A 25,969-nucleotide genomic window follows, 5' to 3' on the forward strand; every position below is an offset into this window, starting at 1 on the left:
CTGGAACGCGACCGCGCGCAAGTATCCAGTCGCGACCGGAGTGGCGCGCTTGTTTGAGTTGCAGGCCGAGCGTACTCCTGAAGCCGTGGCCGTCCAGGATCAGGAGCAGCAGTTACGCTATGCGGAGGTCAATGCGCGGCTAATCGGCTGGCGGCCTTCCTGCGTGGACGGGGCATTGGCGCGGAAAGCCTGGTTGCCATCTGCCTGCCACGCAACAACGAGATGCTGGTCAGTATCCTGGCTATCCTCAAGGCCGGCGCCGCCTATCTGCCGCTGGACCCGACCTATCCGGAGGAGCGTTTGCGCTTTATCGTCGAGGATGCGCAGGCAGGACTCTTAGTGACCACCAGCGCGCTGGCGGCACAGTTGCCACAGGTCACACCGCTCTTGCTGCTGGATGAGCAGCAGGAGGCGATTGCTGCCGGTGCCAGCGAGAACCTGGAGGTTACTACCACGCCGGCCAATCTGGCCTATGTGATCTATACCTCTGGTTCCACGGGAAAGCCGAAAGGCGCGATGATTACGCTGGGTGGCCTGACCAACTATCTGAGCTGGGCGCAGCAATTTTATGCGCTTGAGAGCGGCAATGGCGCACCGGTCCACTCGTCACTGGCCTTTGACCTGACCGTGACCAGCCTGTTTCTGCCCCTGATCAGTGGCCGTGGCGTCACCCTGGTGCCTGAAGCACAGAACATCGAGACCCTGGCCGAGACGATGAAGCAGGGCCACCACTATAGCCTGATCAAGATTACGCCGGCCCACCTGGAGATGCTGAATCAGGTTCTGCAGCCCGAGGAGTTCGCCGCCTCGACCAACGCCCTGGTCATCGGTGGTGAGGCCCTGCTCAAAGATCAGGTCGCACCCTGGCGTGAGTTCGCGCCGCAGACACGCCTGATCAATGAATATGGACCAACCGAGACCGTGGTTGGCTGCTGTATCTATGATGTCCCGCAGGCGGCCGAGCTGTCCACCGCATTACCGATCGGTACGCCGATTGCCAATACCCAGCTGTATGTGCTGGATGAGCGCCTGCAGCCCGTACCGGCTGGTGTACCCGGTGAGCTGTATATCGGTGGTGATGGCGTCGCACGCGGCTACCTCAATCGTCCGGGTTTAACGGCCGAGCGCTTTATCCCCAATGCCTTTGGCCAGCAGGCCGGGGGCGCCTGTATAAGACTGGCGATATCGTGCGCTATCGTACGGATGGGGTGCTGGAATACATCGGGCGCATCGACCATCAGGTCAAGATCCGTGGTTTCCGCATCGAGCTCGGGGAGATCGAGGTCGCTGTCAGCCAGTATCCAGCGGTGCGTGAGAATGTGGTGATTGTGCGTGAGGATACGGCCGGTGATAAACAGCTGGTGGCCTATGTGGTGGCGCGAGCGAGCGAGCAGCTGAGTATCGCTGAACTGAAGACCTTCCTGCAGCAGCAACTGCCGACCTACATGCTGCCGACGCATATCGTGGTGCTGGATAGCCTGCCCCTGACCTCAAACGGTAAGATCAATCGCCATGCCCTGCCGGTACCGGGTAGTGTCGAGAGCCAGGAACAGGAAGCCTATGTGGCTCCGCGCACACCAATCGAGCAATTGATCGCTGATATCTGGTGTAAGGTCCTGCATCGGCCGCGTGTCTCACTCTATGATAACTTCTTTGAGATCGGTGGCCATTCACTGCTCGCGACCCAGCTGGTTGCACGCCTGCGTACCGCGTTGAAAATCGAGATCACGCTGAACGTACTCTTCGATCGTCCTGTGATTGCCCGACTGGCCCAGTACGTTGAGGGCGCGCTGCGCGAGGTCCATGGGACGGTCCTGCAGCCCCTGGTTCCGGTGCCTGCGGAAGAAAAGACACAGCTCTCGTTCGCGCAGCAGCGCCTGTGGTTCCTGCAGCAGCTGGAGCCTGAGAGTACCGCCTATACCATCCCACAGGTGCTGCGCCTGCATGGGACGGTAGATGTGCGTGCCCTCGAACAGAGCCTGCGGGAGATCGTGCGCCGCCATGAGGTCCTGCGAACCATCTTTGCCGATCAGGCGGGACAGCCACTGCCGATCGTGCAGGATGTTGCGGCCTTCCAGGTGCAGCATGTGGATCTGACCAGTGATGAGGCGCGCCTGCTGCAGCACTTACAGGCTGAGATCCAGAAGCCATTTGATCTTGAGCATGAGCTTTTGTTCCGCAGCCAGATTATCCGTTGTGGCGCGCAGGATTATGTCCTGTTCGTCAACGTGCATCACCTGGCCTGGGATGGTTGGTCCACCACGGTCTTCCTGGGTGAGCTGAATACGCTCTATCGCGCCTTTCATCAGGATCAGGCGTCCCCACTGGCCGAGCTGCCCGTACAGTATGCGGACTTCGCGGTCTGGCAGCGCAACTGGTTGCAGGGCGAGGTGCTGGATCGTCAGCTGGCCTACTGGCAGCAGCAGCTTGGCTCAGCCGCCACGCTGGAACTGCCGACCGATTTTTCGCGGCCTGCTATACAGAGCTATCGCGGGCCCGCCAGCGCATCGTCATTTCGGCCGAGCTGCAAAAGGAACTGGAACTTCTCAGCCAGCGCGAAGGCGTGACCATGTTTATGACCTTGCTGGCAGCCTTCCAGGTGTTGCTCAGCCGCTATGCAGGCCAGACCGACATCAGTGTGGGCACCCCGATCGCTAACCGTACCTCCACCGAGATCGAAGCCCTGCTCGGCTTCTTCGTCAATACCCTGGTGCTGCGTAGCGATCTGGCTGGGAATCCCGCCTTCACTCAGCTCCTACAGCGTGTACGCCAGGTCGCCCTGGACGCCTACAGTCATCAAGACGTGCCATTTGAGAAGCTGGTCGAAGTCCTGCAGCCCGAGCGTGATCCCAGTCGTTCACCGCTGTTCCAGGTATTGTTCAGTCTGCAAAATGTCCAGCAGGGCGAGCAGGAACAGCTCTTTGATCTGACGGTCGATACCGTCGAACTGGTCCATGAGACCACCAAGTTTGATCTGAGCTTGATTGCCACCCAGGATGACTCCGAGCTGGTCTGCTGGTTTGAATATAATATCGATCTCTTTAAGGACCAGACCATCGAGCGGCTCTTACAGCACTGGCAGACCTTGCTGGCCTCGATCGTGGCTGATCCAACCACCGCTTTAGCCGATCTTTCATTACTGCCTGCGCAGGAAAAAAGTATGCTGGTGGATGAGTGGAGTGGCCTGACGGTCGAGTATCCACGCGAAGCCAGTATCCAGCAGCTGTTTGTTGAGCAGGTGCGGCTGCATCCACGCGCCATCGCTTTGAAGTGGCAGGATGTTGAACTGACCTATGCGGAGCTGAACGCGCATGCCAATCAGGTCGCGCACGCGCTCCGCGCCCATGGTGTCCAGGCTGATGAGCTGGTTGGTCTCTATACCGAGCGCACACCGGCCATGATCGTGGGCATGCTGGGTATCCTCAAAGCCGGTGGGGCCTACCTGCCGCTGGATCCTGCCTATCCCCAGGAGCGCATTACGCTGCTGTTGGATGATGCGCAGGCTAAGGTTGTACTGACCAGTAGCGATTTTGCTACTCGGTTGCCAGATGTGGGCCCGACCGTGTTGACGCTGAAAGAGTGCCTGGTTCCCGCATATAGTGAGAAGAATCCAGACATCGCGGTGGTGGCCAATCAACTGGCCTATGCGGTCTACACCTCGGGCTCGACCGGTAAACCCAAGGGAGTGGCGGTGCCGCATCGTGCGGTGGTGCGCCTGGTCAAAAACACCAACTATCTGCCCTTCAGTGCCGATGAGACCTTCCTGCAGCTCTCGTCCAATTCGTTTGATGCCTCGACCTTAGAGATCTGGGGGAGCCTGCTCAATGGCGCGAAGCTGGTCCTGTTGCCAGTGGCCAGACCATCGCTGGCTGAACTGGCCCAGATCCTGCTGGACGAGCAGATCAGTATCCTCTGGCTGACGGCTGGCCTGTTCCACCAGATGGTCGATGAGCATGTTGAGGCGCTGGCGCAGATGAAATATGTGCTCTCCGGTGGCGATATCCTTTCGGTGCCACATGTAAGGCATCTACTACGCCATGCGCCCGAGAGCGTGTTGATCAATGGATATGGTCCGACCGAGAATACACCTTCACCACCTGTTATCCCATGCAGTATGAGGAGCCCGGTGAGAGCGTTTCGATTGGCTATCCGATTGCCAATACCCGGGTCTATGTGCTGGATGAGCATTTGCAGGTCGTACCGCAGGGCATTGTCGGCGAGCTGTATACCGGTGGTGATGGCCTGGCTCGCGGCTACCTCAATCAGCCTGAGATGAGTGCCGAGCGCTTTATCCCGGATCCCTTTGGCCAGGAACCAGGTGGACGCTTGTATCGCACGGGTGATCGGGTTCGGCACCTGGATGATGGGAGCCTGGAATTTGTTGGTCGCCGTGACTTCCAGGTCAAGATTCGCGGGTTCCGCATTGAGCCTGGTGAGGTTGAAGTGGTGCTGGCGCAACATCCCGCCATCACGGACCATATGGTGGTGGTGCAGACGCGTGAGCTGGATAAATTCCTGGTGGCTTATGTGGTCCAGCAGGCCGGGGCCAGCATTACCAGTGCCGAGCTGAAAGCCTTCTTACGCGAGAAGCTGCCGGAATATATGGTTCCCCAGCATGTGATCTTCCTGGATAGACTGCCGTTGAACGCCAATGGCAAAGTTGATCGCCGGGCCCTGCCTGCGGTGGAGGATGAGCAGAGCGACGCGACCGTAACCTTGCTGGCCGCTCCGACCAATCCTGTCCAGGAGCTCTTATTGGAGATCTGGCAACAGGTGCTGGGCCGCCAGCAGATTACGATCCATGATAATTTCTTTGAGGTTGGTGGACATTCCTTGCTGGCCACGCAGCTGGTCTCGCGCATCCGCAATCTGATGAACGTGGATATCCCGTTGCGCGTGTTGTTTGAAGCGCCGACAATCGCTCAGCTGGCCCATTATGTGCAGGATCAGCGTAGCGACCAGGCGGTCGTTCCTGTCATCGAAGCTGGACCCCATGAGCTGGCCCCGCTCTCGTTCGCGCAGCAGCGGCTCTGGTTCCTGGAGCAGTTGGAACCCGGGAATATTGCCTATAATATTCCGCTGGCCTTACATCTCCGGGGCGCGCTGAACGTGACGGCGCTCCAGCAGACCGTGCGTGAGATCGTACGCCGGCATGAGAGCCTGCGCACACGCTTTGTCTCGGTCAATGGCGAGGCCCGCCAGCAGATCGATCCCTGCGAGAGCTTTACGCTGGCCCTGGAGCCGGTCGAGCCTGGCCAGCAGTTACAGGACTTGATCGAAGAGGAGGCACGACAGCCGTTTGATCTGGAGCAGGGACCCCTGTTCCGCGCTCGTTTGTTGCAGGTCTCGGCTCAGGAAGCACTCTTGCTGCTGACCCTGCACCATAGTATTGCCGATGGCTGGTCGCTCGGCATCCTGACGCGTGAACTGAGCCAGCTCTATACGGCCTATGTCAATGGACAGCCTTTTGCGCTGAGTGAACTGCCGCTGCAATACGCGGACTATGCGCTCTGGCAGCGCCAATGGCTGCAGGGTGAGGTCCTGGATGCGCAGTTAGCCTACTGGAAGCAGCAATTAAGCGGTGCTGAACCGCTGGCCCTGCTGACAGACTATCCGCGTCCAGTCGTGCAGACCTACAACGGGGCGCAGCGGCGGATTGAGCTATCGAGTGAGCTGAGTAACGCGATCAAGCAGCTGGGCCAGCGCGAAGGCACCACGCTCTTCATGACCTTGCTGGCGGCCTGGCAGGTGCTGCTCAGTCACTATAGTAGTGGCCAGGAAGATATCAGCGTGGGCACCCCGATCGCCAACCGTACCCAGGAGCAGATCGAGGGCCTGATCGGTTTCTTCGTCAACACCCTGGTCCTGCGCAGTGATCTCTCCGGTAATCCGGACTTCCGTGAGGTCCTGGGCCGGGTCAAAGACGTGGCGCTGGAAGCCTATGCGCGCCAGGATGTGCCATTTGAGAAGCTGGTGGAGATCCTGCAACCTGAGCGCGATCGCAGCCGCTCGCCGCTCTTCCAGTCGCTGTTTGGTGTGCAGCATGTGACGCAACAGAACCTGACCCTGCCAGGACTGGAGGTCGAGCTACCAGGTGCTGAAGCGAAGACAGCCAAGTTTGAGTTGAGCCTGACGGTGCTGGATACGAACCAGAATCTGCTGTGCGAATTTGAATACAACAGCGATCTGTTTGCGCCCGAGACCATCGAGCGCCTGGCCGCTCACTGGCAGCGCCTGCTGACCGCGATCGTGATCCAGCCCGAGACACCGATCCAGGAGTTTGCTCTGCTCAGTGCTCAGGAGCGCCAGCAGCAGCTGGTCGATTGGAACGAGCCGCAACTGGTCTATCCGGTCACGGCGACGCTGGTACAGAGCTTTGAGCAGCAGGCCGAAAAGTATCCACAGTCCATCGCGGTGGCTGATGAGCAGCGTAGCCTGACCTATGCACAGTTGAATGCGCAGGCGAACCAGCTGGCGCATGCGCTACGCCGTGAGGGCGTCGGACCCAACCAGCTGGTTGGCCTCTGTGTGGATCGTTCCGTGCAGACCCTGGTTGGCCTGCTGGCGATCCTCAAAGCCGGTGGGCCTATCTCCCACTGGACCCGACCTATCCGGCCGAGCGCCTGCACTTTATGCTGACCGATGCCGGTGTCCAGCGCATCGTGACCGAGCCAGCGTATACAGCGATCTTTGCCAAGCAGCCAGAACTGCACCTGTTCTTACTTGATGAGCAGGAGAACACGTTTGCGCAGGAATCGATGCAGAATCTGGAGCATATCAATGCACCAGAGGATCGGGCCTATGTGATCTATACCTCGGGGTCGACGGGTACACCCAAAGGCGTGAGCATTTCGCACGCCAATGTGCAGCGCCTGTTTGCTAGTACCGAGCAGTTCTACTCCTTCAACGACCAGGATGTATGGACGCTGTTCCACTCCTATGCCTTTGACTTCTCGGTCTGGGAAATCTGGGCGCGTTGCTGTATGGTGGCAAGCTGGTAGTCGTTTCCTACGAGACCAGCCGCACTCCTTCGGCTCTGTACCAGCTGCTGTTGCGCGAGCAGGTCACGGTGCTGAACCAGACGCCCTCGGCCTTTGAGCAGTTACAGCAGGTCGATGCGACCTTTGAGCCGATGATCAATTCAGCCCTGGCCTTACGGTTTGTGATCTTTGGTGGTGAGGCGCTGGATCTGAGTCGCCTGCGCCCCTGGCTGCAGCGTCACGGCGATGAGCAGCCACAGTTGATCAATATGTATGGTATCACCGAAACCACCGTCCACGTCACCTATCGCCGTATTCGCTGGGAGGATGTGGAGCAGGGCCGGGCCAGCGTGATCGGTCGCGCCATCCCGGACTTACAGCTCTATGTGCTCAATAGTGCTCTGCAGCCGGTCCCGATTGGTGTGGCGGGTCAGCTCTATGTCGGTGGCGCGGGCCTGGCTTCTGGTTATCTCAATCGCGCTGACCTGACGGCGCAGCGCTTTATCCAATCGCCATTTACCAGTGAGAAGCAGCGCCTCTACCAGACCGGTGATATGGTGCGCTATCGTGCGGATGGCGAGCTGGAATATCTGGGCCGTATGGACCAGCAGGTCAAGATTCGCGGTTTCCGCATCGAGTTAGGGGAGATCGAGAACCAGTTGCTCAAGCTACCAGGCATCCAGGCCTGTACGGTACAGGTCGCGGCCGATGCCCAGGGTGGGAAGCGCCTGATTGGCTATCTGGTGCAGGAAGAGGATTCGGCCTGGGAGACCGGTGTGCTACGGCGGCAGCTCCAGGCGGTCCTGCCGGACTACATGCTGCCAGCGCTGTTTATTACCTTGCCGGAACTACCGCTGACGGCCAACGGCAAACTGGATCGCCGGGCGCTCCCGGCACCGGATAAAGCCGCCAGCCAGGGTACACGCGAGTTTGTGGCTCCGCGTGATCCGGTCGAAGAGATTGTGGTGGATCTGTGGAAAGAGGTACTGGGTCTGGAAGCGGTCAGCATCTATGACAATTTCTTTGAGATCGGTGGACACTCTTTGCTCGCCACCCAGTTGCTCTCGCACCTGCGCGAGTTGCTCCAACTGGATATACCGTTACGGGATCTCTTTGAGAAACCTGTGCTGGCAGACTTCGCGCAGCATCTGCAAACCTTTGCCGTGGATGACGAGGCCGTCGATGCCGAGGCAGCGGCGATGCTGGCAGAGATCGAGCAGCTTTCCGAACAGGAAGTCGAGCAGTACTTTCTTGAGCACAATGCCTGAGTATCATAAGAGGAGTGATGAATTATGTCTGGTCTAGCTCAGCGTATCGCAACGCTTTCGCCAGAGAAGCGCAAGCTTTTTCTGAAGAATATTGCGGAGAAGCGTGAGAATACGGCGGCCTATCCGGTCCTGATGCGCCGTAAAGATGATGTTCCGGCACCACTCTCGTTTGCGCAGCAGCGTCTCTGGTTTCTTGATCAATTAGAGCCTGGGAGTACTGCCTATAATGTCCCGCTGGCTTTACGTTTACGTGGCGCGTTCAATGTGTCTGCTCTTGAGCAGACACTGCGCGAGGTTGTCCGTCGGCATGAGAGCCTGCGCACGCGCTTTGTTGCGCGTGCCGGCTCGGCCTACCAGCACATTGATCCAGTCGAGAGCTTCCTGTTCTCGATTGTCCCGGTGGCTGACCAGGATCAGGTGCAGCCCTTGATCGAGCAGGAGGCACAGCAGCCCTTTGATCTGGAACAGGGTCCCTTGTTCCGCGCTCGCTTGCTGCTCGTCTCCAAGCAGGACGCGATCCTGTTGCTGACGCTGCACCATAGTATCTCGGATGGCTGGTCGATGGGTGTCCTGACCAATGAAATCGGTCAGCTCTATCCTGCTATCGTGGCCGGACAGCCCTCACCCTTGCCAGAGTTGCCACTACAATATGCGGACTACGCGCTCTGGCAGCGCAACTGGTTGCAGGGCGACGTACTGAATGTGCAACTGGATTACTGGAAAAAGCAACTGGGTGGGGCCGAGCCACTGGCCCTGCCAACCGACCGCTCACGGCCAGCAGTCCAGACCTATCGCGGGTCCAGCCAACGCCTGGTCATCTCACGCGAACTGAGCCAGACACTGAAACTGTTCAGCCAGCGCGAAGGCAGCACGCTGTTTATGACCCTGCTGGCCGCCTGGCAGGTCCTGCTCAGCCACTATAGTGGTCAGGAAGACATCAGCGTGGGCACGCCGATCGCCAATCGTACGCAGGCCCAGCTTGAGGGCCTGATCGGTTTCTTCATCAATACGCTGGTCCTGCGCAGCGATCTTTCCGGCAACCCCGACTTCCGCGAAGTCCTGCGCCGGGTCAAAGAAGTCGCGTTGGGAGCCTATGCCCATCAGGATATCCCCTTTGAAAAACTGGTGGATATCCTGCAACCCGAGCGCGACCGCAGCCGCTCACCGCTCTTCCAGGTACTCTTTGTGCTGCAAAACCTGCCATCCAAACAGCAAAGCTGGACCGACATCCAGATCGAGGCATTGGAGAGCGAGCATAAGAGCGCCAAGTTCGACTTGAGTATGGCGGCCTCTGAATCCCCGCTGGGACTGACCTTTGACCTGGAATATAATACCGATCTCTTTGATGCCGCTACCATCGAGCGCATGCTTGGTCACTGGCAGCGCCTGCTCGCAGCCCTGACCGCCCGACCCGATGTACCGGTCCAGGAACTCACTTTCCTGAGTGCGCAGGAGCGCCAGCAACTGCTGGTTGACTGGAACGAGCCACAGCAGCAATTCCCGGTCACGGCGACGCTGATCGAGAGCTTTGAGCGGCAGGTGGTACTCAATCCCCAGGCTATCGCGGTAGCCGATGAGCAGCACAGCCTGACCTATGCGCAACTGAATGCCGAGGCCAATCAACTGGCGCATGCCTTGCGTCGAGATGGCGTCGGACCCAATCAACTGGTCGGATTGAGCATGGATCGTTCTGTGCGCTTACTGGTCGGCGTCCTGGGTATCCTCAAAGCCGGCGGGCCTACCTGCCACTGGACCCAACCTATCCCGCTGATCGCCTGCGCTTTATGCTGGCCGATGCCGGTGTCCAGCGCATCGTAACCGAGCAGGCATATACGCATCTCTTCGCCGAGCGGCCAGACGTGCAGTTGTTCCTGTTAGATCAAGCTGCAGACAGCTTTGCCCACGAGAGCACGCAGAATCCCGAGCACCTCAATGCACTGCAGGACCTGGCGTATGTAATCTACACCTCGGGCTCGACCGGCAAACCCAAGGGCGTCTGTATCCCGCATGAGAATGTGCAGCGCCTCTTCTCCGGTACCGAGCACTGGTTCTCCTTTGATCAGCAGGACGTGTGGACACTGTTCCATTCCTATGCCTTCGATTTCTCGGTCTGGGAAATCTGGGCGCGTTGCTGCATGGTGGCAAGCTGGTAGTCGTCTCCTATGAGACCAGTCGCACACCGGCGGCCTTCTATCAACTGCTCCTGAATGAGCAGGTCACGGTGCTGAACCAGACGCCCTCGGCCTTTGAGCAGTTGCAGCAGGTGGAGGCCGCCTTTGATTCTTCTTCGACCGAGGCGACGCTGGCCTTACGGGCCGTGATCTTTGGTGGTGAGGCCCTTGAACTGAGTCGCCTGCGCCCCTGGCTACAGCGCCACGGTGACGAGCAGCCGCAGTTGATCAATATGTATGGCATCACCGAGACCACGGTCCACGTGACCTATCGCCGTATTCGCTGGGAGGATGTGGAGCAGGGCCGTGGGAGCATGATTGGTCGCGCTATCCCGGACTTACAGCTCTATGTGCTCAATAACAGCCTGCAGCCGGTGCCGATCGGGGTGGCGGGTCAACTCTATGTGGGCGGCGCGGGCCTGGCCGCTGGCTATCTCAACCGCGCAGACCTGACGGCGCAGCGCTTTATCCAGTCACCGTTTACCAGCGAGAAGCAGCGCCTCTATCAGACCGGTGACCTGGTACGCTACCTCGCTACCGGCGAGCTGGAATATCTGGGCCGCGTCGATCAGCAGGTCAAGATCCGTGGTTTCCGCATCGAGTTAGGGGAGATCGAGAGTCAGTTGCTCAAACTGACAGGCATCCAGGCCTGTACAGTACAGGTTTTTGCAGATGCCCAGGGTGTCAGGCGCCTGGTTGGCTATCTGGTGCAGCAAGAAGGCTCGGACTGGGAGACAGGATCGCTGCGCCGGCAACTGCAGGCCGATCTGCCCGATTATATGCTGCCGTCGCTCTTCATCTTCCTGAATGAACTGCCGCTGACGGCCAATGGCAAACTGGATCGTCGGGCCTTACCAGAGCCTGAGAGTAGTCTGGCGCAATTGGAACTTGAGTATGTGGCTCCGCGCACGCCGCTGGAAGCGCAACTGGCCGCGATCTGGAGCGAGGTGCTGCAGCGCGACAAGATTGGTGTGCATGCCAACTTCTTTACCCTGGGCGGCGACTCGATTCGCAGTATCCAGATCGTGGCGAAGGCGAAGGAGCAGGAGCTCTATTTTAGCCTGCAGGAGCTGTTTCAATATCAGACCATCGCTGCCCTGGCCGCGCACCTGCAGACGCAGAAGCCGCAGGTTATCGTGCAGGCGACCGTCTTGCCGTTTGGCTTGCTCTCTGAGAAAGATCGTCAGAAGCTGCCGGCAGACGTGGAAGATGCCTATCCACTGGCCTTAATGCAGGCCGGCATGGTCTATCATGGCCAGCTCAATGCCGACAATGGCATGTACCACGATATCACCAGCTATCATCTGGAGGCCGAGTTTAACGCGGAGTATTTCCAGCAGGCGATCCAGTTGTTAGCTGCCGAGCATCCAGTACTGCGCACCTCGTTTGATATCAATAGCTATAGCGAGTTCTTGCAGCTCGTCCACAAGCAGGTGCAGGTGCCTTTCCTGATCCATGACATTAGCGCCATGACCGAGATGGAGCAGCGCGAGGAGCTGCTGCGCTGGATTGAAGAGGATAAGCAGCAGGTACTTAACCTGGCTGAAGCTCCTTTGATCCGTGTGACCATTCACCTGCGCGGTGACAAATCCTTCCAGTTCTCGCTGACCTGCCACCACGCTATCCTGGATGGATGGAGCGTGGCCTCGTTTGTGACGGAAGTCTTTACGGTCTATCTCAAGCTCCTACAGGGCCAGCAGGACAATCTGATTGAGCCGGTCACGCATTCCTATCATGATTTCGTGGCCCTGGAGCGCACGCAGCTAGCCGCCGCCGACGAGCATCTGTACTGGCAGGAGAAGCTGGCCAACTATAGCGTGACGCCGCTTCCGGTCTGGTCCTCGACCGAGCCGGAAGAAGAGGATGTCCCCCAGTTCACGTTGGCCCTGGATACCGAGACGGCGCGGCAATTGCGCAAACTGGCGCAACGCCTGACGGTTCCCTCTAAGAGTATCCTCTTGACGGCCCATCTCGCGGTGCTGACCGCCCTAAGCGGACAGGCCGATATTATCACCGGTCTGGTCTCCAATGGTCGCCCTGAAACCACGGACAGCGAGCGCATCCTGGGCTGTTCCTGAATACCTTGCCCTTACGCTTCCAGGCTGGCACTGGGAGCTGGCAGGACCTGATTCAGGCGGTCTTCAAGCAGGAACAGGAGTTGCTGGCGCATCGCTGGTATCCACTGGCAGAGATCCAGCGCCGTCATGGGGGCAGCGCGCTCTTTGATGTGATGTTCAACTATACGCATTTCCATGTCTATAAAGACCTGGTTGCTTCCTCGGCGGCGGATATGAAGGTGCTAGGACAACATGGCTTTGAGCGTAACAATTTCGCTCTGAGCACCAATGTGATGGTGGATCCGATTTCAGATCAGATCCGGCTGTCCCTGCAAAGCAATGGCGAGACCTTCACGACCAGACAGCTCCAGCGCATTGCAGGCTACTATGTGCAGACCTTAAACGCCATCGCCAGTGATGCCACGGCCGCGTACCAGGCCCACAATGTGCTATCCGAGCAGGAACAGCACCTGTTGGTGCGCAGCTGGAACGCCACGGAACAGCCGTATGCACGGGACAAAGGTATCCATCAGCTCTTTGAAGAGCAGGCCGAGCGCACTCCCGATGCTCCGGCGATCCATTTTGCCAACACACAGCTCTCATATCGCGAAGCCAACCAGCAGGCCAATGTACTGGCCCGGCACCTCCAGGGACTGGGGGTTGGTCCTGGTATGCTCGTCGGACACTGTATGGAGCGTTCCGCTGAAATGCTGGTGGCCTTGCTGGGTATCCTCAAGACGGGCGCGGCCTATGTGCCGATTGATCCTGATTATCCCCAGGAGCGGGTGGCGTATATGCTGGAGGATAGTCAGGTGCAGGTGATCGTGTCACAGCCCTGGCTGGTGGATAGCTTACCGGCCCATCAAGCGCAGGTCGTTTGCCTGGAAGAGCTTGATCTGGCCATGACCGTGGGCAATCCTGAGCTGGATTTTTATCCACAGCAGCCGGCCTATATCATCTATACCTCGGGCTCAACCGGCAAACCCAAGGGCACGATCCTGCCGCATCAGTCGGTGGTCAACTTTTTTGCCAGCATCGCACAGCGTCCAGGCATGAGTGCCGATGATCGTATCCTGGCTGTTACGTCACTCTCTTTTGACATCGCGGTGCTCGAACTATTGCTACCTCTGACGCTGGGTGCGCAGGTCTTTGTGGTCAGCCGTGCGGTTGCTACGAACGGGGCCGAGCTGGTCCAGCAGCTTGAGCAGGTGCGACCAACCCTGATGCAGGCGACTCCCGCCACGTGGCGTATGCTGCTGGCGAGTGGCTGGTCGGGTGATGAGAGCGCAGAACTCAAAATGCTCTGCGGTGGCGAGGTACTACCCCAGGAGATCGTCCAGCCCTTGCTTGAGCGTGGCGCGAGCCTGTGGAATATGTATGGACCGACCGAGACCACCATCTGGTCCACACTTGAGCAGATCGAAGCCGGCCAGCCGATCCTGATTGGTCAGCCGATCGCTAATACCCAGACCTATGTGCTCAATCCTCAGTTTGTCCCGACACCGGTCGGTGTGGTCGGTGAATTATATATCGCCGGAGATGGACTGGCCTGGGGTTATCGCCATCGCGCAGACCTGACCGCAGAAAGATTCCTGCCCGATCCTTTCAGTACTGTTCCCGGTGCGCGTATGTATCGCACCGGCGATCTGGCCCACTGGAATAGCGCCGGCAAGCTTGAATGCCTGGGTCGGACCGATCGCCAGGTCAAGCTGCGTGGACATCGGATCGAGCTGGGCGAGATCGAGACGGTGCTGGCACAGCATCCAGCGGTGCAGTCCTGTGCGGTGATTGTCTATCAGGTCGCGGCCGGCAACCAGCAACTGGTTGGTTATGTGGTGCCCGAGCCCGGCACGGCACCAGCTCTGGCCGAGCTGCGCGCCTACTTACGTGCGGCCCTGCCCGAATATATGGTCCCTAATACCTGTGTCCTGCTGGAAGCCTTACCACTGACACCCAATGGCAAGGTTGATCGCAATAATCTACCGGCCCCGTGGCGACTGCGGAGGCCCAGGCCCGCACTGTGCAGGCCCCACGCAATAGCTTTGAAGAGATTATCCTGACGATCTGGCGCGAGGTATTAGGCTATCAGCAGGTCGGCGTCGAAGACAACTTCTTCGAGGTCGGTGGTCACTCCCTGCTGGTCAACCAGCTGATTGCGCGTCTGCGCTCGACCTTCAATGTCCAGATCTCGATGCGTAGCGTCTTTAGTGCTCCAAGCATTCAAGCGCAGGCCGTACTGATTCAGGAACTGCTCCACAGCGAGCAGGACCTGTTGCCGCCGCCGCTCGTCGCTATGTCTCGTGATGAGGCGCTGCCGCTCTCGTTCGCGCAGCAGCGCCTCTGGTTGCTGGACCAGCTGGCCGAGGGGAGCCGTGCCTACACGATTCCGCTGGCCTTGAAGTTGCAGGGTGAGCTGGATGTGACGGCGCTGGAACATAGTCTACAGCGTATTGTGGTGCGCCACGAGGTGCTGCGCACGATCTTCCAGAACCATAATGGTGAGCCGGTCCAGGCTATCCTGCCGATCTCTAATTTCCGTCTGCGCCACCAGGATCTGCGCGGTCTGCGCGGTGCTGAGTGTGAGCAGGAACTGGCCGGACTGATCCAGCGCGAGCTCCAGCAGTCCTTCTCGCTGGAGCGCGGACCACTGTTCCGGGCGCGCCTCTTCTGGTTGGCGGATAGTGAGTATGTGCTGGTAATGACGGTGCACCACATCGTCTGGGATGGCTGGTCGATGGGCATCTTTGTGCGTGAGCTGACCACGCTCTACAAAGCCGAGCATGAAAAGCTGGATGCCAATCTGCCGAGCCTGCCGGTACAATATGCGGATTACGCGCTGTGGCAGCGCAACTGGTTGCAGGGCCAACGCCTGGAGGCGCAGCTCGCGTACTGGAAAACGCAGCTGGCGGGCGCGGAAGTCCTGCAATTGCCGCTGGACCATCCACGACCAGCGCAGCAGACGCAGAATGGACGCGTCCTGCTGACCCGGGTGCCGGCCGAGTTGAGTACGCAGTTGAAACAACTCAGTCAGCAAGAGGGCGTCACGCTCTTTATGCTCCTGCTGGCCTCCTTCCAGACGCTGCTCGCACGCTATAGCGGCCAGGACGATATCAGCGTCGGTACGCCAATCGCCAACCGTGATCAGGTTGAACTCGAACAGCTGATCGGTTTCTTTGTCAACACCATGGTGTTGCGCAGCGATCTCTCTGGCGATCCCAGCTTTAGCGAGCTGCTGCGCCGGGTCCGTGAGACGACCTTGAATGCCTACATGTATAAAGATGTACCATTTGAGAAGATCGTCGAGGCCGTTCAGCCTGAACGCGACCAGAGCCGCACGCCGCTCTTCCAGGTGCTCTTTAGCGTACAGAGTGGGACCGAGACCAACCGCGTCGTCGAGGCCATGGATGGCCTGACAATCACGCCGCTTGAAGCCACCGGCGAGACCTCGCGCTTCGATCTGAGTCTGGTCCTGGCCGATACCGCGCAGGGCTTTAGTTGCGCGGTCGAATATAATACCGATCTCTTCGAGCAAGTAACCGTTGAGCGCATGTTCGCGCACTGGCAGAACCTGCTGGCCAGCCTGGTGCGCAATCCTGCACAGCGGCTCAGCCAGCTGACGATGCTTTCAGAAGATGAGCAAGCACAGATAGTCCGGAACTGGAACGCGACCGAGCGTCCATATATACCGGCCTGCTGGCACCAGCTCTTTGAGCGTCAGGTAGCACGTACACCGCAGCAGGAAGCCCTGGTCTTTGGCGCGCAGAGCCTGAGTTATCAGCAACTGGATCAGCAAGCCAATCAACTGGCCCACTACCTGTTGCAGCAAGGCATCAAGCGCGGTGATCGCATCGGGGTCTGTGTCGAGCGCTCCTTCGAGATGGTTATAAGTATCCTGGCTATCCTGAAAACCGGAGCCGCCTACGTCACCCTGGATCCTGCCTATCCGTTCCAGCGCCTGGAATACATGGTTGAGAATGCGCAGATCCAGCTGATCCTGAGCCAGCCAGCGCTGGCCAGCAAGCTACCATTCAAGCAGGTCCAGCTGCTCCACCTGCATGAACTGGCCCCACGCATTGCGCAGGAGCCAACCACTTCACCGGATGTGGTCGTAGGTGTTCATGATCTGGCCTATATCATCTTCACCTCGGGCTCGACCGGTAAACCCAAGGGCGTGCTGGTCCCACACTATGGACTGGCTAACCTGATGGAGGCCCAGTGCGAGGCTTTCGCGCTGACCACTGCGGATCGCATCTTACAGTTCGCATCTATCAGCTTTGATGCCTCGGTCTGGGATATCATCGGCTCGCTCTGTACGGGCGCGACGCTCTGTCTGGCGCAGGCCGACGAACTGCTTTCCCTGCACACACTGGTTGACTTGATTGCGCGGCAGCGCATCAGTATGGTCACGTTAGCACCATCGATGCTGACACAGCTTAATCCAGCCGATGTACCGGCCTTGAAAAAAATCGTGGTGGTAGGTGAGGCCTGTTCCGAGGAGCTGATGCGACGGTGGACAGATCCAGCGCAGCGGCGCTTCTATAATGGCTATGGGCCGACCGAATGTACGATCTGTGCCACGATCATGGAGTGTACACCGCAGTTGCCGGGCCGGCCCCCATCGGTAAGCCGATCCCGCGCTTCCAGATCTATCTGCTGGATCGCAACTTGCAGCCTGTACCGGTCGGTGTGGCTGGCGAGCTGTGTATCGGCGGTGTTGGGCTGGCCTGGGGGTATCTGGATATGCCAGAGCTGACGGCAAGCAAATTTATCCCCGATCACTTCAGCGGAACTCCAGGCGCACGACTCTATCGTACCGGTGACCTGGCGCGCTATCTGCCGGACGGCACCATTGAGTTCCTGGGCCGGATCGACCATCAGGTCAAGCTGCGTGGCCTGCGCATCGAGCTGGGCGAGATCGAGGATGTCCTTAATCATCATGAGGATGTCCAGGAATGTCTGGTTATCGTTCGCGAGGATCGTCCGGGGGACCAGCGCCTGGTGGCCTATATGGTGGGAGCCAACCTGGTTTCAGGTGCCGTCAGCGAGCTACGCGAGCTGGTGCGGTCCCGGTTGCCAGAATACATGCTGCCATCCAGTTTTGTCCTGCTGGAGTCCTTTCCGGTGACACCCAATGGCAAAATTGATCGCAAGGCACTGCCGGCACCCGATAGTCTGGATATGCCGGGCGAGCAAGCCATGGTTGCGCCCCGCAGCGCCGCCGAGGTGCAGTTATTGGCACACTGGCGCGCGGTGCTGGGCCGTGAGCAGATTAGTGTGGATGCGAACTTCTTTGAACTCGGTGGACACTCACTGCTGGCGACGCAACTACTGACGCGCCTGCGCAAAGCCGACATCGAGATGTCCCTGCGCAGCATCTTCGCCGCCCGACGATCGCGGAGCAGGCAGCCCTGATTGAGTCCCAGCTGTATGGCAAGCCAGCCGCGCAACTGCCGACCCTGACCGTTGTACCCCGGGACCAGAACCTGCCGCTCTCCTTTGCGCAGCAGCGCCTCTGGTTCCTGGATCAGTTGAATCCGGGTGATACCTCGCAGAATATTCCATTATTCCTGCAACTGGATGGTGAACTGGATCAAGAGGCGCTGAGCTGGAGTGTCCAGGAGATCATGCGGCGGCATGAGAGCCTGCGCACGACCTTCCAGACTATCGATGGCGAGGCCGTCCAGCGCATCGCTCCTGCGGTCACGGACTTTGCGCTCCCATGCCTGGATTTCAGTGCTATGGAGGCCGAGCAGCAGCAGCAAGCCGTCAGGGAACTGCTGCCACGCGAGGCCGGTCGGGCCTTCAATATCGCGCAGGATTGCCTCTTGCGCATCCTGCTGGTCCGGTTGCAGCCGCAGCAGCACCTGTTCCTGGTCGTGATGCACCATATCATCACCGATGGTTGGTCGATTGGCATCTTCTCAGCGGAACTCCAGGCCCTGTATCAGGCGCGGGTGCAGCAGCAACCGTCGCCCCTGCCCGAGCTGGCCATCCAATATGCCGACTTCGCGGCCTGGCAGCGGCAATGGCTACAGAGCGACGCCGCTAGCGAGCAACTGGCTTACTGGAAACAGCGCCTACAGGGTGCGCAGTCCTTTGAATATCCGGCCGATCATCCACGGCCCGAAGTCAACAGTCACCGTGGCAGCAACTACACCTTTACGCTATCCGAGCAGACAACCAGGACCCTGAAAACGTTCAGCCAGCAGGAATCCGCCACCATCTTTATGACCCTGCTGACGGCCTTCAAGTGTGTCCTGGCGCGCAAGACGGGCAGCGAGGATATCGTCGTGGGCACCGACATCGCCAACCGCACACGGCAGGAGACCGAGGCACTGATCGGCTTCTTTATCAACTTGCTGGCGCTGCGCACCGACCTGAGTGGAAAACCAACCTTCCGCCAGGCCGTGGCCCGGGTCCGTGAGAATGTACTGGGAGCCTATAGCAATCAAGAGCTACCCTACGATGTTCTGGTGGATCGCCTGCACCTCAAGCGGAGCTATGGTCGTACGCCACTGATCAACCTGCTCTTTGTGCTCCAGAACGTGCCGGGTGGCTCCGCCAGCGCCAGCGCCGGCAACGAGCAGGAGCAGAGCTTGAGTATCTCACCGGTCGCCAACGAAGTCACCAGCTCAAAGTTCGACTTTGCAGTCTTCATGGCCGAGACAGCGGAAGGAGGCATGGCCGGCTCAATCACCTATAGCACCGATCTCTTTGACGCAGTGAGCATGCAGCAGCTAGTAACCGCCTTTGAGCACTACCTGCAGGCCGCGCTCGCCCAACCAGATCTCCAGATCCATGAAATCCCATTGCCCGCCGAAGCCAAACAGAGCCAGCCAGCCCCTGAGCCGCAGGTAGAAGCGAGCAAGCAAGAGCGCCGCCCAGCCAGTCTGCGCAAATTAGGCAACATTAAAGGCAATCGCACAAAGCTTTAAACCTACGGTTTCTGTCATATATTATAAAGAAGGAGCTTACACTGCCATGGAATCAACACAACTTCACGCATCGCCATTGTCTATCCAGCAGGCGCGTTTATGGGAATTCTATCAGCAGAATGCGGTCTATCATGCGGTCAGCGTCCTTGAAGTGAATGGTCCGGTTGCGCTGGATACGCTGCAGCAGGCGATTGCGCGCGTGGTTGAGCGCAACGAAATTTTGCGCACGGCATTCTCGGCCCTTCCAGGTATGGATGTGCCGATGCAGGTGGTGAATACGCCGAACTATGGCTATCAAATCATCATGCTTGAGCAGCTATCGCTGGTTGATCAACATGGCTTTATTGACAATATCGTGCGCCAGCTACGTAGCCAACCAGCCGATATTGGTCAGATGCCCGCTCTCCAATGCCATGTCTTAACCCTGAGTGCCAGGCAGCATATCCTGATTATCAGCTTGCCAGCTTTCTGTGCGGACCGTAAGACGCTACAGCTGCTGGCAGCCGAAATCCAGCAGGCCTATTACTACTTGCTGGCACCTGCCGCTGACAGCGAACAGGAAGAGGATGAGCTGCTCCAATATATCGACGTGTCGGCCTGGCAGAACGAGTTGCTCACCGATGAAGATGCTGCAGAGCATAGCCAGTTCTGGCAACACCTGGACCTGACCGCACTGGATAGCCTGACGATTCCAGGGGCCAGTGCCAGCAACGCCGCCGATTTTCGACCCGCGAGCTATCAGATTTCCGTTCCGGATGCACTGACCACAAAACTGGAAGCCCTGGCCCGGGAATTACAGGCACCAGCCGAGCAGCTCCTGTTATCGGCCTGGTCGCTTTGCCTGTCCGCTTATACCAATCAGGAAGAGTTGATCGTCGGGGTAGGGAATGATGGACGCAACTATGAAGAGCTCGCCGCCGCCCTGGGACTCTACACACGCTTTGTCCCGCTACCAGCCGTGCTTGATGCCGAGGAGAGCTTTGCGCAGGTCGTGCGCCAGATCGGGGGCACCTATACCAATGCGCTGGAAGAGCAAAGCTATTTTGTCTGGCCAGAGCAGGCACAGCGCCAGCAATTACCACTGCAGTATACCTATCAGCAGGGGATTGCATCCTATAGTCATGATAACGGCGAGCAGGGAGAGCCAGTGCAGTTTGTGTTGCGGGCCAGCTATCACTGCAGCGAGCCGTTTAGTCTGAAGCTAGAGGTAGTGCACGAGGCGGACAGCCTGAACCTGCAACTACACTATGCGGCCAACAGCTTTACACAGCAGCAGATCTGCGATCTTGCGCAGGCCTTCAGCACCATCTTTGAGGATGCACTGTCCCATCCCAACCAGCCGATCAAGAAGCTGCACCTGCTGCAGCCCAGCCAGGAGCAAGAGCTACGTGCGCAATTCCAGGGTGAGCGTGTCGAGTTTCCAGCGCTGACGCTGGTTGATCTGTTTGAGCAGCAGGTGGCCCATAATCCCACGGCCAATGCGGTTACGCACAATGAGCATACCCTGACCTATGACGAGCTGAACCGCCGCGCGAACCAGGTCGCGCATGCCTTGCGGGCACAGGGCGTCGGGCATAATAGCGTGGTCGGACTCTGCGTGGAGCGCTCCGTTGAGATGCTGGTTGGTCTGCTGGGTATCCTCAAAGCGGGTGGTGCCTACATGGCCCTGGATGCGCAGTTGCCGCGCCAACGCCTGAATTATCAGTTGCAGGATGCCCGGGTGACGGTTGTGCTGACGCAGCAGCATCTGAGTTCGCTCTTTATGGATTATCCCGTAGAGACCCTGTCCATCGAAGCCTTGCAGGAGCAGGATGCCCCCGCCAGCTCCGAGGACGTACAGACCGCGATCCAGCTCTCAGATCTGGCCTATGTGATCTATACCTCGGGCTCAACCGGTAATCCCAAAGGTGTGCTGATCCAGCATGCGAATGTCAGCAATTATATTCAGTGTTTGCAGCAACGCCTGGACTGGCAGGCTGGCTGGCAGTTCGCGACCGTCTCGACACTGGCGGCGGATCTGGGTAACACGGTGATCTTTGGCTCACTGGTCTCCGGCGGCTGTCTGCATATTCTGGATTATGAGGTTGCGACCTCTGCTGCGCGCTGGCGCCAGTATCTGCGGCAGCAGCCCATCGATGTCCTGAAGATCGTGCCATCGCATCTGAGTGCCTTACTGGCAACCGACGCGGACGTGGATGCCGCGACGTGGATGCCGCGCCAGCAGTTGATTATGGGTGGAGAGGCCTTGAGCCGCACACTGATCGCACGGCTCATCGAAATGCAGGCTCCCTGCGAAATCATCAACCACTATGGTCCCACGGAATCCACGATCGGGGCGCTCTACAACCGTCTGGGCCACGTCGAGCAGATCGCGCAGGGTCCACAGGAGCGGATTGTGCCGATTGGTAAGCCGCTGGATAATCTCGCGGCTGTGATCCTCAATCGTGGTGGAAATATGGTGCCGGTTGGCGTGGTGGGTGAGCTGTATCTGGCCGGTGCAGGACTGGCACAGGGCTATCTCAATAAGCCGGAGCAGACGCAGGAGAAGTTTATCCTGAAGCGTTGGGGTGAGGACGAGTCCGTGCGCTATTATCGCACCGGCGACCTGGCACGCTATCGGGCCGATGGCAAGATCGAGTTTGTCGGTCGCGCCGATACGCAGGTCAAGATCCGTGGTTTCCGCGTGGAACTCGGTGAGATTGAGCAGGCTTTGCAGCGACATCCACTGGTACAGGAAGGCGTGGTCCTGTTGCAAGAAGTCCAGCCCGACGAACAAAAACTCGCCGCCTATGTGGTCGCGACCCAGGGCACTATTCTGGCCGAAAAAGAACTGAAGTCCTTCCTGCAGGAGCGCCTGCCGGCCTATATGCTGCCCAATAGCATCGTGCAACTGGCCGCCTTGCCCTTAACCTTAAATGGCAAGATTGATCGCAAGCAACTCAGCGCCCAGGAACCCATTAATAGCACCGCCAGCGCGTCCGAGCCCACGGAAAAGACCTATATCCGGCCCCGTGATCATGTGGAGATTCGCCTGGCTACGATCTGGTCCCAGATCCTCAATGTGCCGATAATCGGTGTGCTGGACGATTTCTTTGAGCTGGGAGGAAACTCGATCATCGCGGTCCGCTTGATGTCCTTGATCCATAAAGAATTTGCCTGCGACCTGGCATTATCCGCTTTATTCAAACATCCGACCCTGGGAGCCTTTGCCCGGGTCCTGAGACAGGGCGTGGCGGAAGAGTCGTCCGCGATTATCGTGCCGCTGCAAACGCGTGGCGAGCACCTGCCGTTCTTCTGTGTGCATCCTTCCGGTGGAACTGTGTTCCGCTATCAGGCGTTTGCCCGGGCGCTGGGAACCGAGCAGCCCTTCTATGGATTGCAGTCGCCGGAGTATGAACTGGGGGCTTCGCGCTTAGAAGATATCGCCGCACAGTATGTCCAGGCCATCCAGGAGGTCCAGCCGTCTGGTCCCTATCAAATTGGGGCTGGTCGTTAGGTGGTGTGGTCGCCTTTGAGATTGCCCGGCAATTGATGCGCAAGGGAGAGAGCGTGGCCCTGCTGGCCCTGCTCGATAGTAGCCTGCCTCCTGCCTGCCAGGCAGAAGCAGGATCCTGCAACGCTGTGGTTGAGCAGATCGACGATCAGATGGTGGCCAGTATCCTGCGCGAAGAGGGTGCCCTGCAAATCAGTGACGAGGATCTTCAGCGTTCCAGTCCACAGGAGCAACTGACCCTGGCCTGGAAGCAAGCCAGACAGACGAATTTGCTGCCAGCCGATACTGGCTTTGAGCAATTCAAGCGCATCGCGTATATCAACTGCCGTAACCTGTTAGCGGTCAAGCAGTATCAACCAGCCGTGTATAGCGGACCCATGGCCTTCTTCCGTTCAAGTGAGGTATTGGAGTTGTTTGCCGGGCAGCCCAATGCCCTGACTGGTGGCTGGGAGCGCCTGTGCCAGGCAGAGATTACGACCCATGTCGTACCAGGCAAGCATAGCGAGATGGTCGATGAACCATATGTCCGCGAACTTGCGCGCCTGCTCTCGCTGGAACTGAGCACCCAATCGCAGAGCGTCCAGATCGTCTGAGGTATTCTGCCGTACCGGCAGCGCTGGTCGTTAATACATTTCACTTAGCGCTATGTTGAGAGAAGGTTCGACGTGACCAGCAAGCCATGTGTACGTGGAGAGGGCGCCACACGCGGAGGCCGCCCTGCTGCGTTTGCTACAATGGTGGCATGATCATGAAGCAACCCATGCAAAAATGATCAAGAGAGATACAAATGGTAGGTTCGACCCTTTGGGTCGATTGTCTCCCCCACACGAACGCATTGCCTAACATGGCATAGCTTGCTCATGGTCAAGCAAGGATAGTATGCAGGGAACCAATCGACCCAAAGGGTCGAACCTCCTTTCGTTCATCTCCTCTAGGGATCAAACCGTCCCTGGGCTTAAGCGAAACGTATTGGCGACCAGCGCTGCCGGTACGCGTGATTTCCCCCTACTATCCCTGCCAGAAAGAAGAAAGGAGTTGCACCTGTTTCTCACCCAGCGGCAGTTCCCAGACGACGCGGTTTGGGGCCAGGGATCTGGTCTGGACTTTCTGGAAACCTGCGCGGGCAGCGAGGTTATCTGATTCTCTGGTACTAGTAATAGTGTAGATCTTATCAATCAAGTATCCATTTTTTTGGAGTGATACTAACAAATGGAAGAGATGAGAAACCAGGAGTCCAGCATAAAGATTTCTCAGGTGATGAGAAAGCAAGGGATCGATGGCGAGAACATCTATATAGAGATTGAAACTTTCAAGGCGGGTAAAAGGTAGAAAATCATGGATAGTAATATTACGTTCGACCTGCTCGCCGTGCAAAATTTTGTCCAGGAACGTATCTGTAAAGCGAAATAGGGAGAAATAGCCAACAACTTTACCATGCGCTTTTAGGGAATGAAAGGTGAATTCGCATTTCTGCTGAAAAGCGATACGCTCAGCAAGCGGCGTAATGAAATCTTTGCCAAAGGCACGAATCCCAATTTCCATCTCTTCTTGCTGATCAGCGGCGCTTGAAGCGCTGAACGTAATGTCCTGAAATTGTTCAAAAACAGTCTGCATAGAAAGGGCTAGCGCATCTATATCTCGTTTGGGGTAGACCCCCTGTTTCATTCCTGGAAGTACCACCTTATGGATAGTACCTTGCTTGACCTTACGGAAGAATGCTGCTCGGGAAAAACCTAGTTTTTGCTGTGCCTCCGAGGCAGTGTAGTATTGTTGGGGCATATCTAACTATGACTCCTTTAGGCATAAACCGGAATGTTTCCTGATACCCTTATTATATAGCATGAATGGGCTTTGCTGTACACATTAGAGATAATATCGTAGCTCTATTAATTATAAAAAAAAAAAAAAAAAAAAAAAAAAAAGTATTCTATAATATTACAGGAAAAACTCTTCTTTTTATAGATCAAAAGCTATTTATGCAGAACATTTTACCTGTATTCTGCATAAGTATTATATGTTATTTCTGGCAAGATTGCACATTAGTCGGTACTCTGAGATCCAATGCTATCAAAAAGATTCTTGAGTAACTATAATTTTCGCGGATTGCAAAAGTTTACAAAGTCTCGGTGATATGTTATATTTAGAGTGGTTAATCATAAGACAAGAAAGGCTGACGCCATGGCAGATCAGTATTATACAGCATCTGAAGCGCAAGAACGGCTTGGGCTATCAAAAGCCATGTTTTTCCGCAAAGTGAAACAGGGTTTCATTCGAAAAGTCGTGCCGCCTGGCATGAAGCAGGGCGTTTATCCGCGCCGTGATATTGATGGCCTGGCGTTGTCGATGCAAATGCTCTTTGAGCAGGACCAGGGCATTACGTTCAGTCGTTCGATGATCGCTGATCAGGTTGAGGAATTAGAAATTGGTTCGCGGGCCTTTGGTCGTAATTTCATTACGCCATTGCCGGAACGTATTATTTTCCAGCAGAAAAATGAATTTACCTTTCATTCTCTTAAAGTTGAAGGAACTGTTGTCGGTTATATCTCGATGTTTTATTTTACTGACGAGGTGCTGGACCAGCTCCTGACGGGCAGGAAGATCGAGCGTGATATCAAAGTCAGCGATGTCCTGCCCTTCCCACGCCTTGAGCCTTTTACGATCTATATTGACGTGCTGGTCATTGATCCTGCGCTGAGTCGCCATCTGCGCACCCTCTATGCGGGCATTCTCGTTTCGCGGTTCGCGGACCTGCTGTTGCACTTACGCAGTAATGGCTATCTCTTTGATAAGATCTATACCGTGACCTCTTCGAGTGCGGGCGAAAAGCTGGTGAGCAAAATTGGCTTTGAAAAATTAGAGCATAAATCACTGGTGCCCGCCAGAAAAGCCTTTGTGGCCGCCTTTGATCCTGAGCATATCCAGGTACTGCAAACCAGGCAACGGAAGGTCCTGGGCTTCGCGCGTCGTTAACGATTAGCATGGTAGCAAAGATACTATCATGCCAATCTATTGTGCGGACGCGAAAATTACTCTGGCACATGTGAAAATATGCTCTTTCCACATAA

8 protein-coding genes and 4 pseudogenes are annotated in these 25,969 nt (G+C 57.4%); 11 read left to right on the forward strand and 1 reads right to left on the reverse strand.

Annotated elements, in window-relative coordinates:
- Positions 1 to 189 precede the first annotated feature (189 nt).
- The 10 genes and pseudogenes from KDW_RS34460 to KDW_RS35480 all read left to right on the forward strand — a co-directional run bounded on the left by KDW_RS34460 (position 190) and on the right by KDW_RS35480 (position 23,497).
- Positions 190 to 1,326: an amino acid adenylation domain-containing protein gene (locus KDW_RS34460; protein WP_233098020.1), complete on the forward strand. Its 1,137-nt coding sequence runs from the start codon at positions 190 to 192 to the stop codon at positions 1,324 to 1,326.
- 2 nt (positions 1,327 to 1,328) lie between these two features.
- Positions 1,329 to 1,769, forward strand: a pseudogene (locus tag KDW_RS36260) (phosphopantetheine-binding protein); the annotation flags it as partial.
- 63 nt (positions 1,770 to 1,832) lie between these two features.
- Positions 1,833 to 4,066: pseudogene (locus tag KDW_RS36265) on the forward strand (non-ribosomal peptide synthetase); the annotation flags it as partial.
- A gap of 48 nt (positions 4,067 to 4,114) precedes the next feature.
- Positions 4,115 to 8,248: pseudogene (locus KDW_RS35470) on the forward strand (non-ribosomal peptide synthetase).
- 148 nt (positions 8,249 to 8,396) lie between these two features.
- Positions 8,397 to 14,536: pseudogene (locus tag KDW_RS36270) on the forward strand (amino acid adenylation domain-containing protein).
- On the forward strand, positions 14,467 to 17,229 hold the full coding sequence (locus tag KDW_RS34475) for a condensation domain-containing protein (protein ID WP_151759318.1): 2,763 nt from the start codon (positions 14,467 to 14,469) through the stop codon (positions 17,227 to 17,229). The pseudogene KDW_RS36270 and the gene KDW_RS34475 overlap by 70 nt, the downstream one beginning before the upstream one ends.
- Positions 17,142 to 17,888, forward strand: a complete 747-nt coding sequence (locus KDW_RS35475) for a non-ribosomal peptide synthetase (RefSeq protein WP_269822543.1) — start codon at positions 17,142 to 17,144, stop codon at positions 17,886 to 17,888. The genes KDW_RS34475 and KDW_RS35475 overlap by 88 nt, the downstream gene beginning before the upstream one ends.
- A gap of 71 nt (positions 17,889 to 17,959) precedes the next feature.
- Complete coding sequence (locus KDW_RS28605) at positions 17,960 to 19,411, forward strand: condensation domain-containing protein (RefSeq protein ID WP_269822554.1); 1,452 nt, start codon at positions 17,960 to 17,962, stop codon at positions 19,409 to 19,411.
- Positions 19,412 to 19,457: 46 nt separating this feature from the next.
- Positions 19,458 to 22,907, forward strand: coding sequence for a non-ribosomal peptide synthetase (locus tag KDW_RS28610; RefSeq protein ID WP_151759321.1), 3,450 nt, complete (start codon positions 19,458 to 19,460; stop codon positions 22,905 to 22,907).
- Positions 22,908 to 22,912: 5 nt separating this feature from the next.
- Entirely contained in the window at positions 22,913 to 23,497 is a 585-nt protein-coding gene (locus KDW_RS35480; protein ID WP_151759322.1) for a thioesterase domain-containing protein, read from the forward strand.
- Between the two features lie 415 nt (positions 23,498 to 23,912).
- On the opposite strand, the gene KDW_RS28620 is transcribed toward KDW_RS35480, so the two are convergent.
- The gene (locus KDW_RS28620; RefSeq protein ID WP_151759323.1) at positions 23,913 to 24,683 is read right to left on the reverse strand and encodes a helix-turn-helix transcriptional regulator; all 771 of its coding nucleotides are present in this window, start codon (positions 24,681 to 24,683) and stop codon (positions 23,913 to 23,915) included.
- A gap of 399 nt (positions 24,684 to 25,082) precedes the next feature.
- Between KDW_RS28620 and KDW_RS28625 the strand changes: the two genes are divergently transcribed.
- Positions 25,083 to 25,874: a helix-turn-helix transcriptional regulator gene (locus KDW_RS28625; RefSeq protein ID WP_151759324.1), complete on the forward strand. Its 792-nt coding sequence runs from the start codon at positions 25,083 to 25,085 to the stop codon at positions 25,872 to 25,874.
- The last annotated feature ends 95 nt before the right edge of the window (positions 25,875 to 25,969 follow it).

The sequence above is a fragment of the Dictyobacter vulcani genome, from assembly GCF_008974265.1.
Taxonomy (GTDB): domain Bacteria; phylum Chloroflexota; class Ktedonobacteria; order Ktedonobacterales; family Ktedonobacteraceae; genus Dictyobacter; species Dictyobacter vulcani.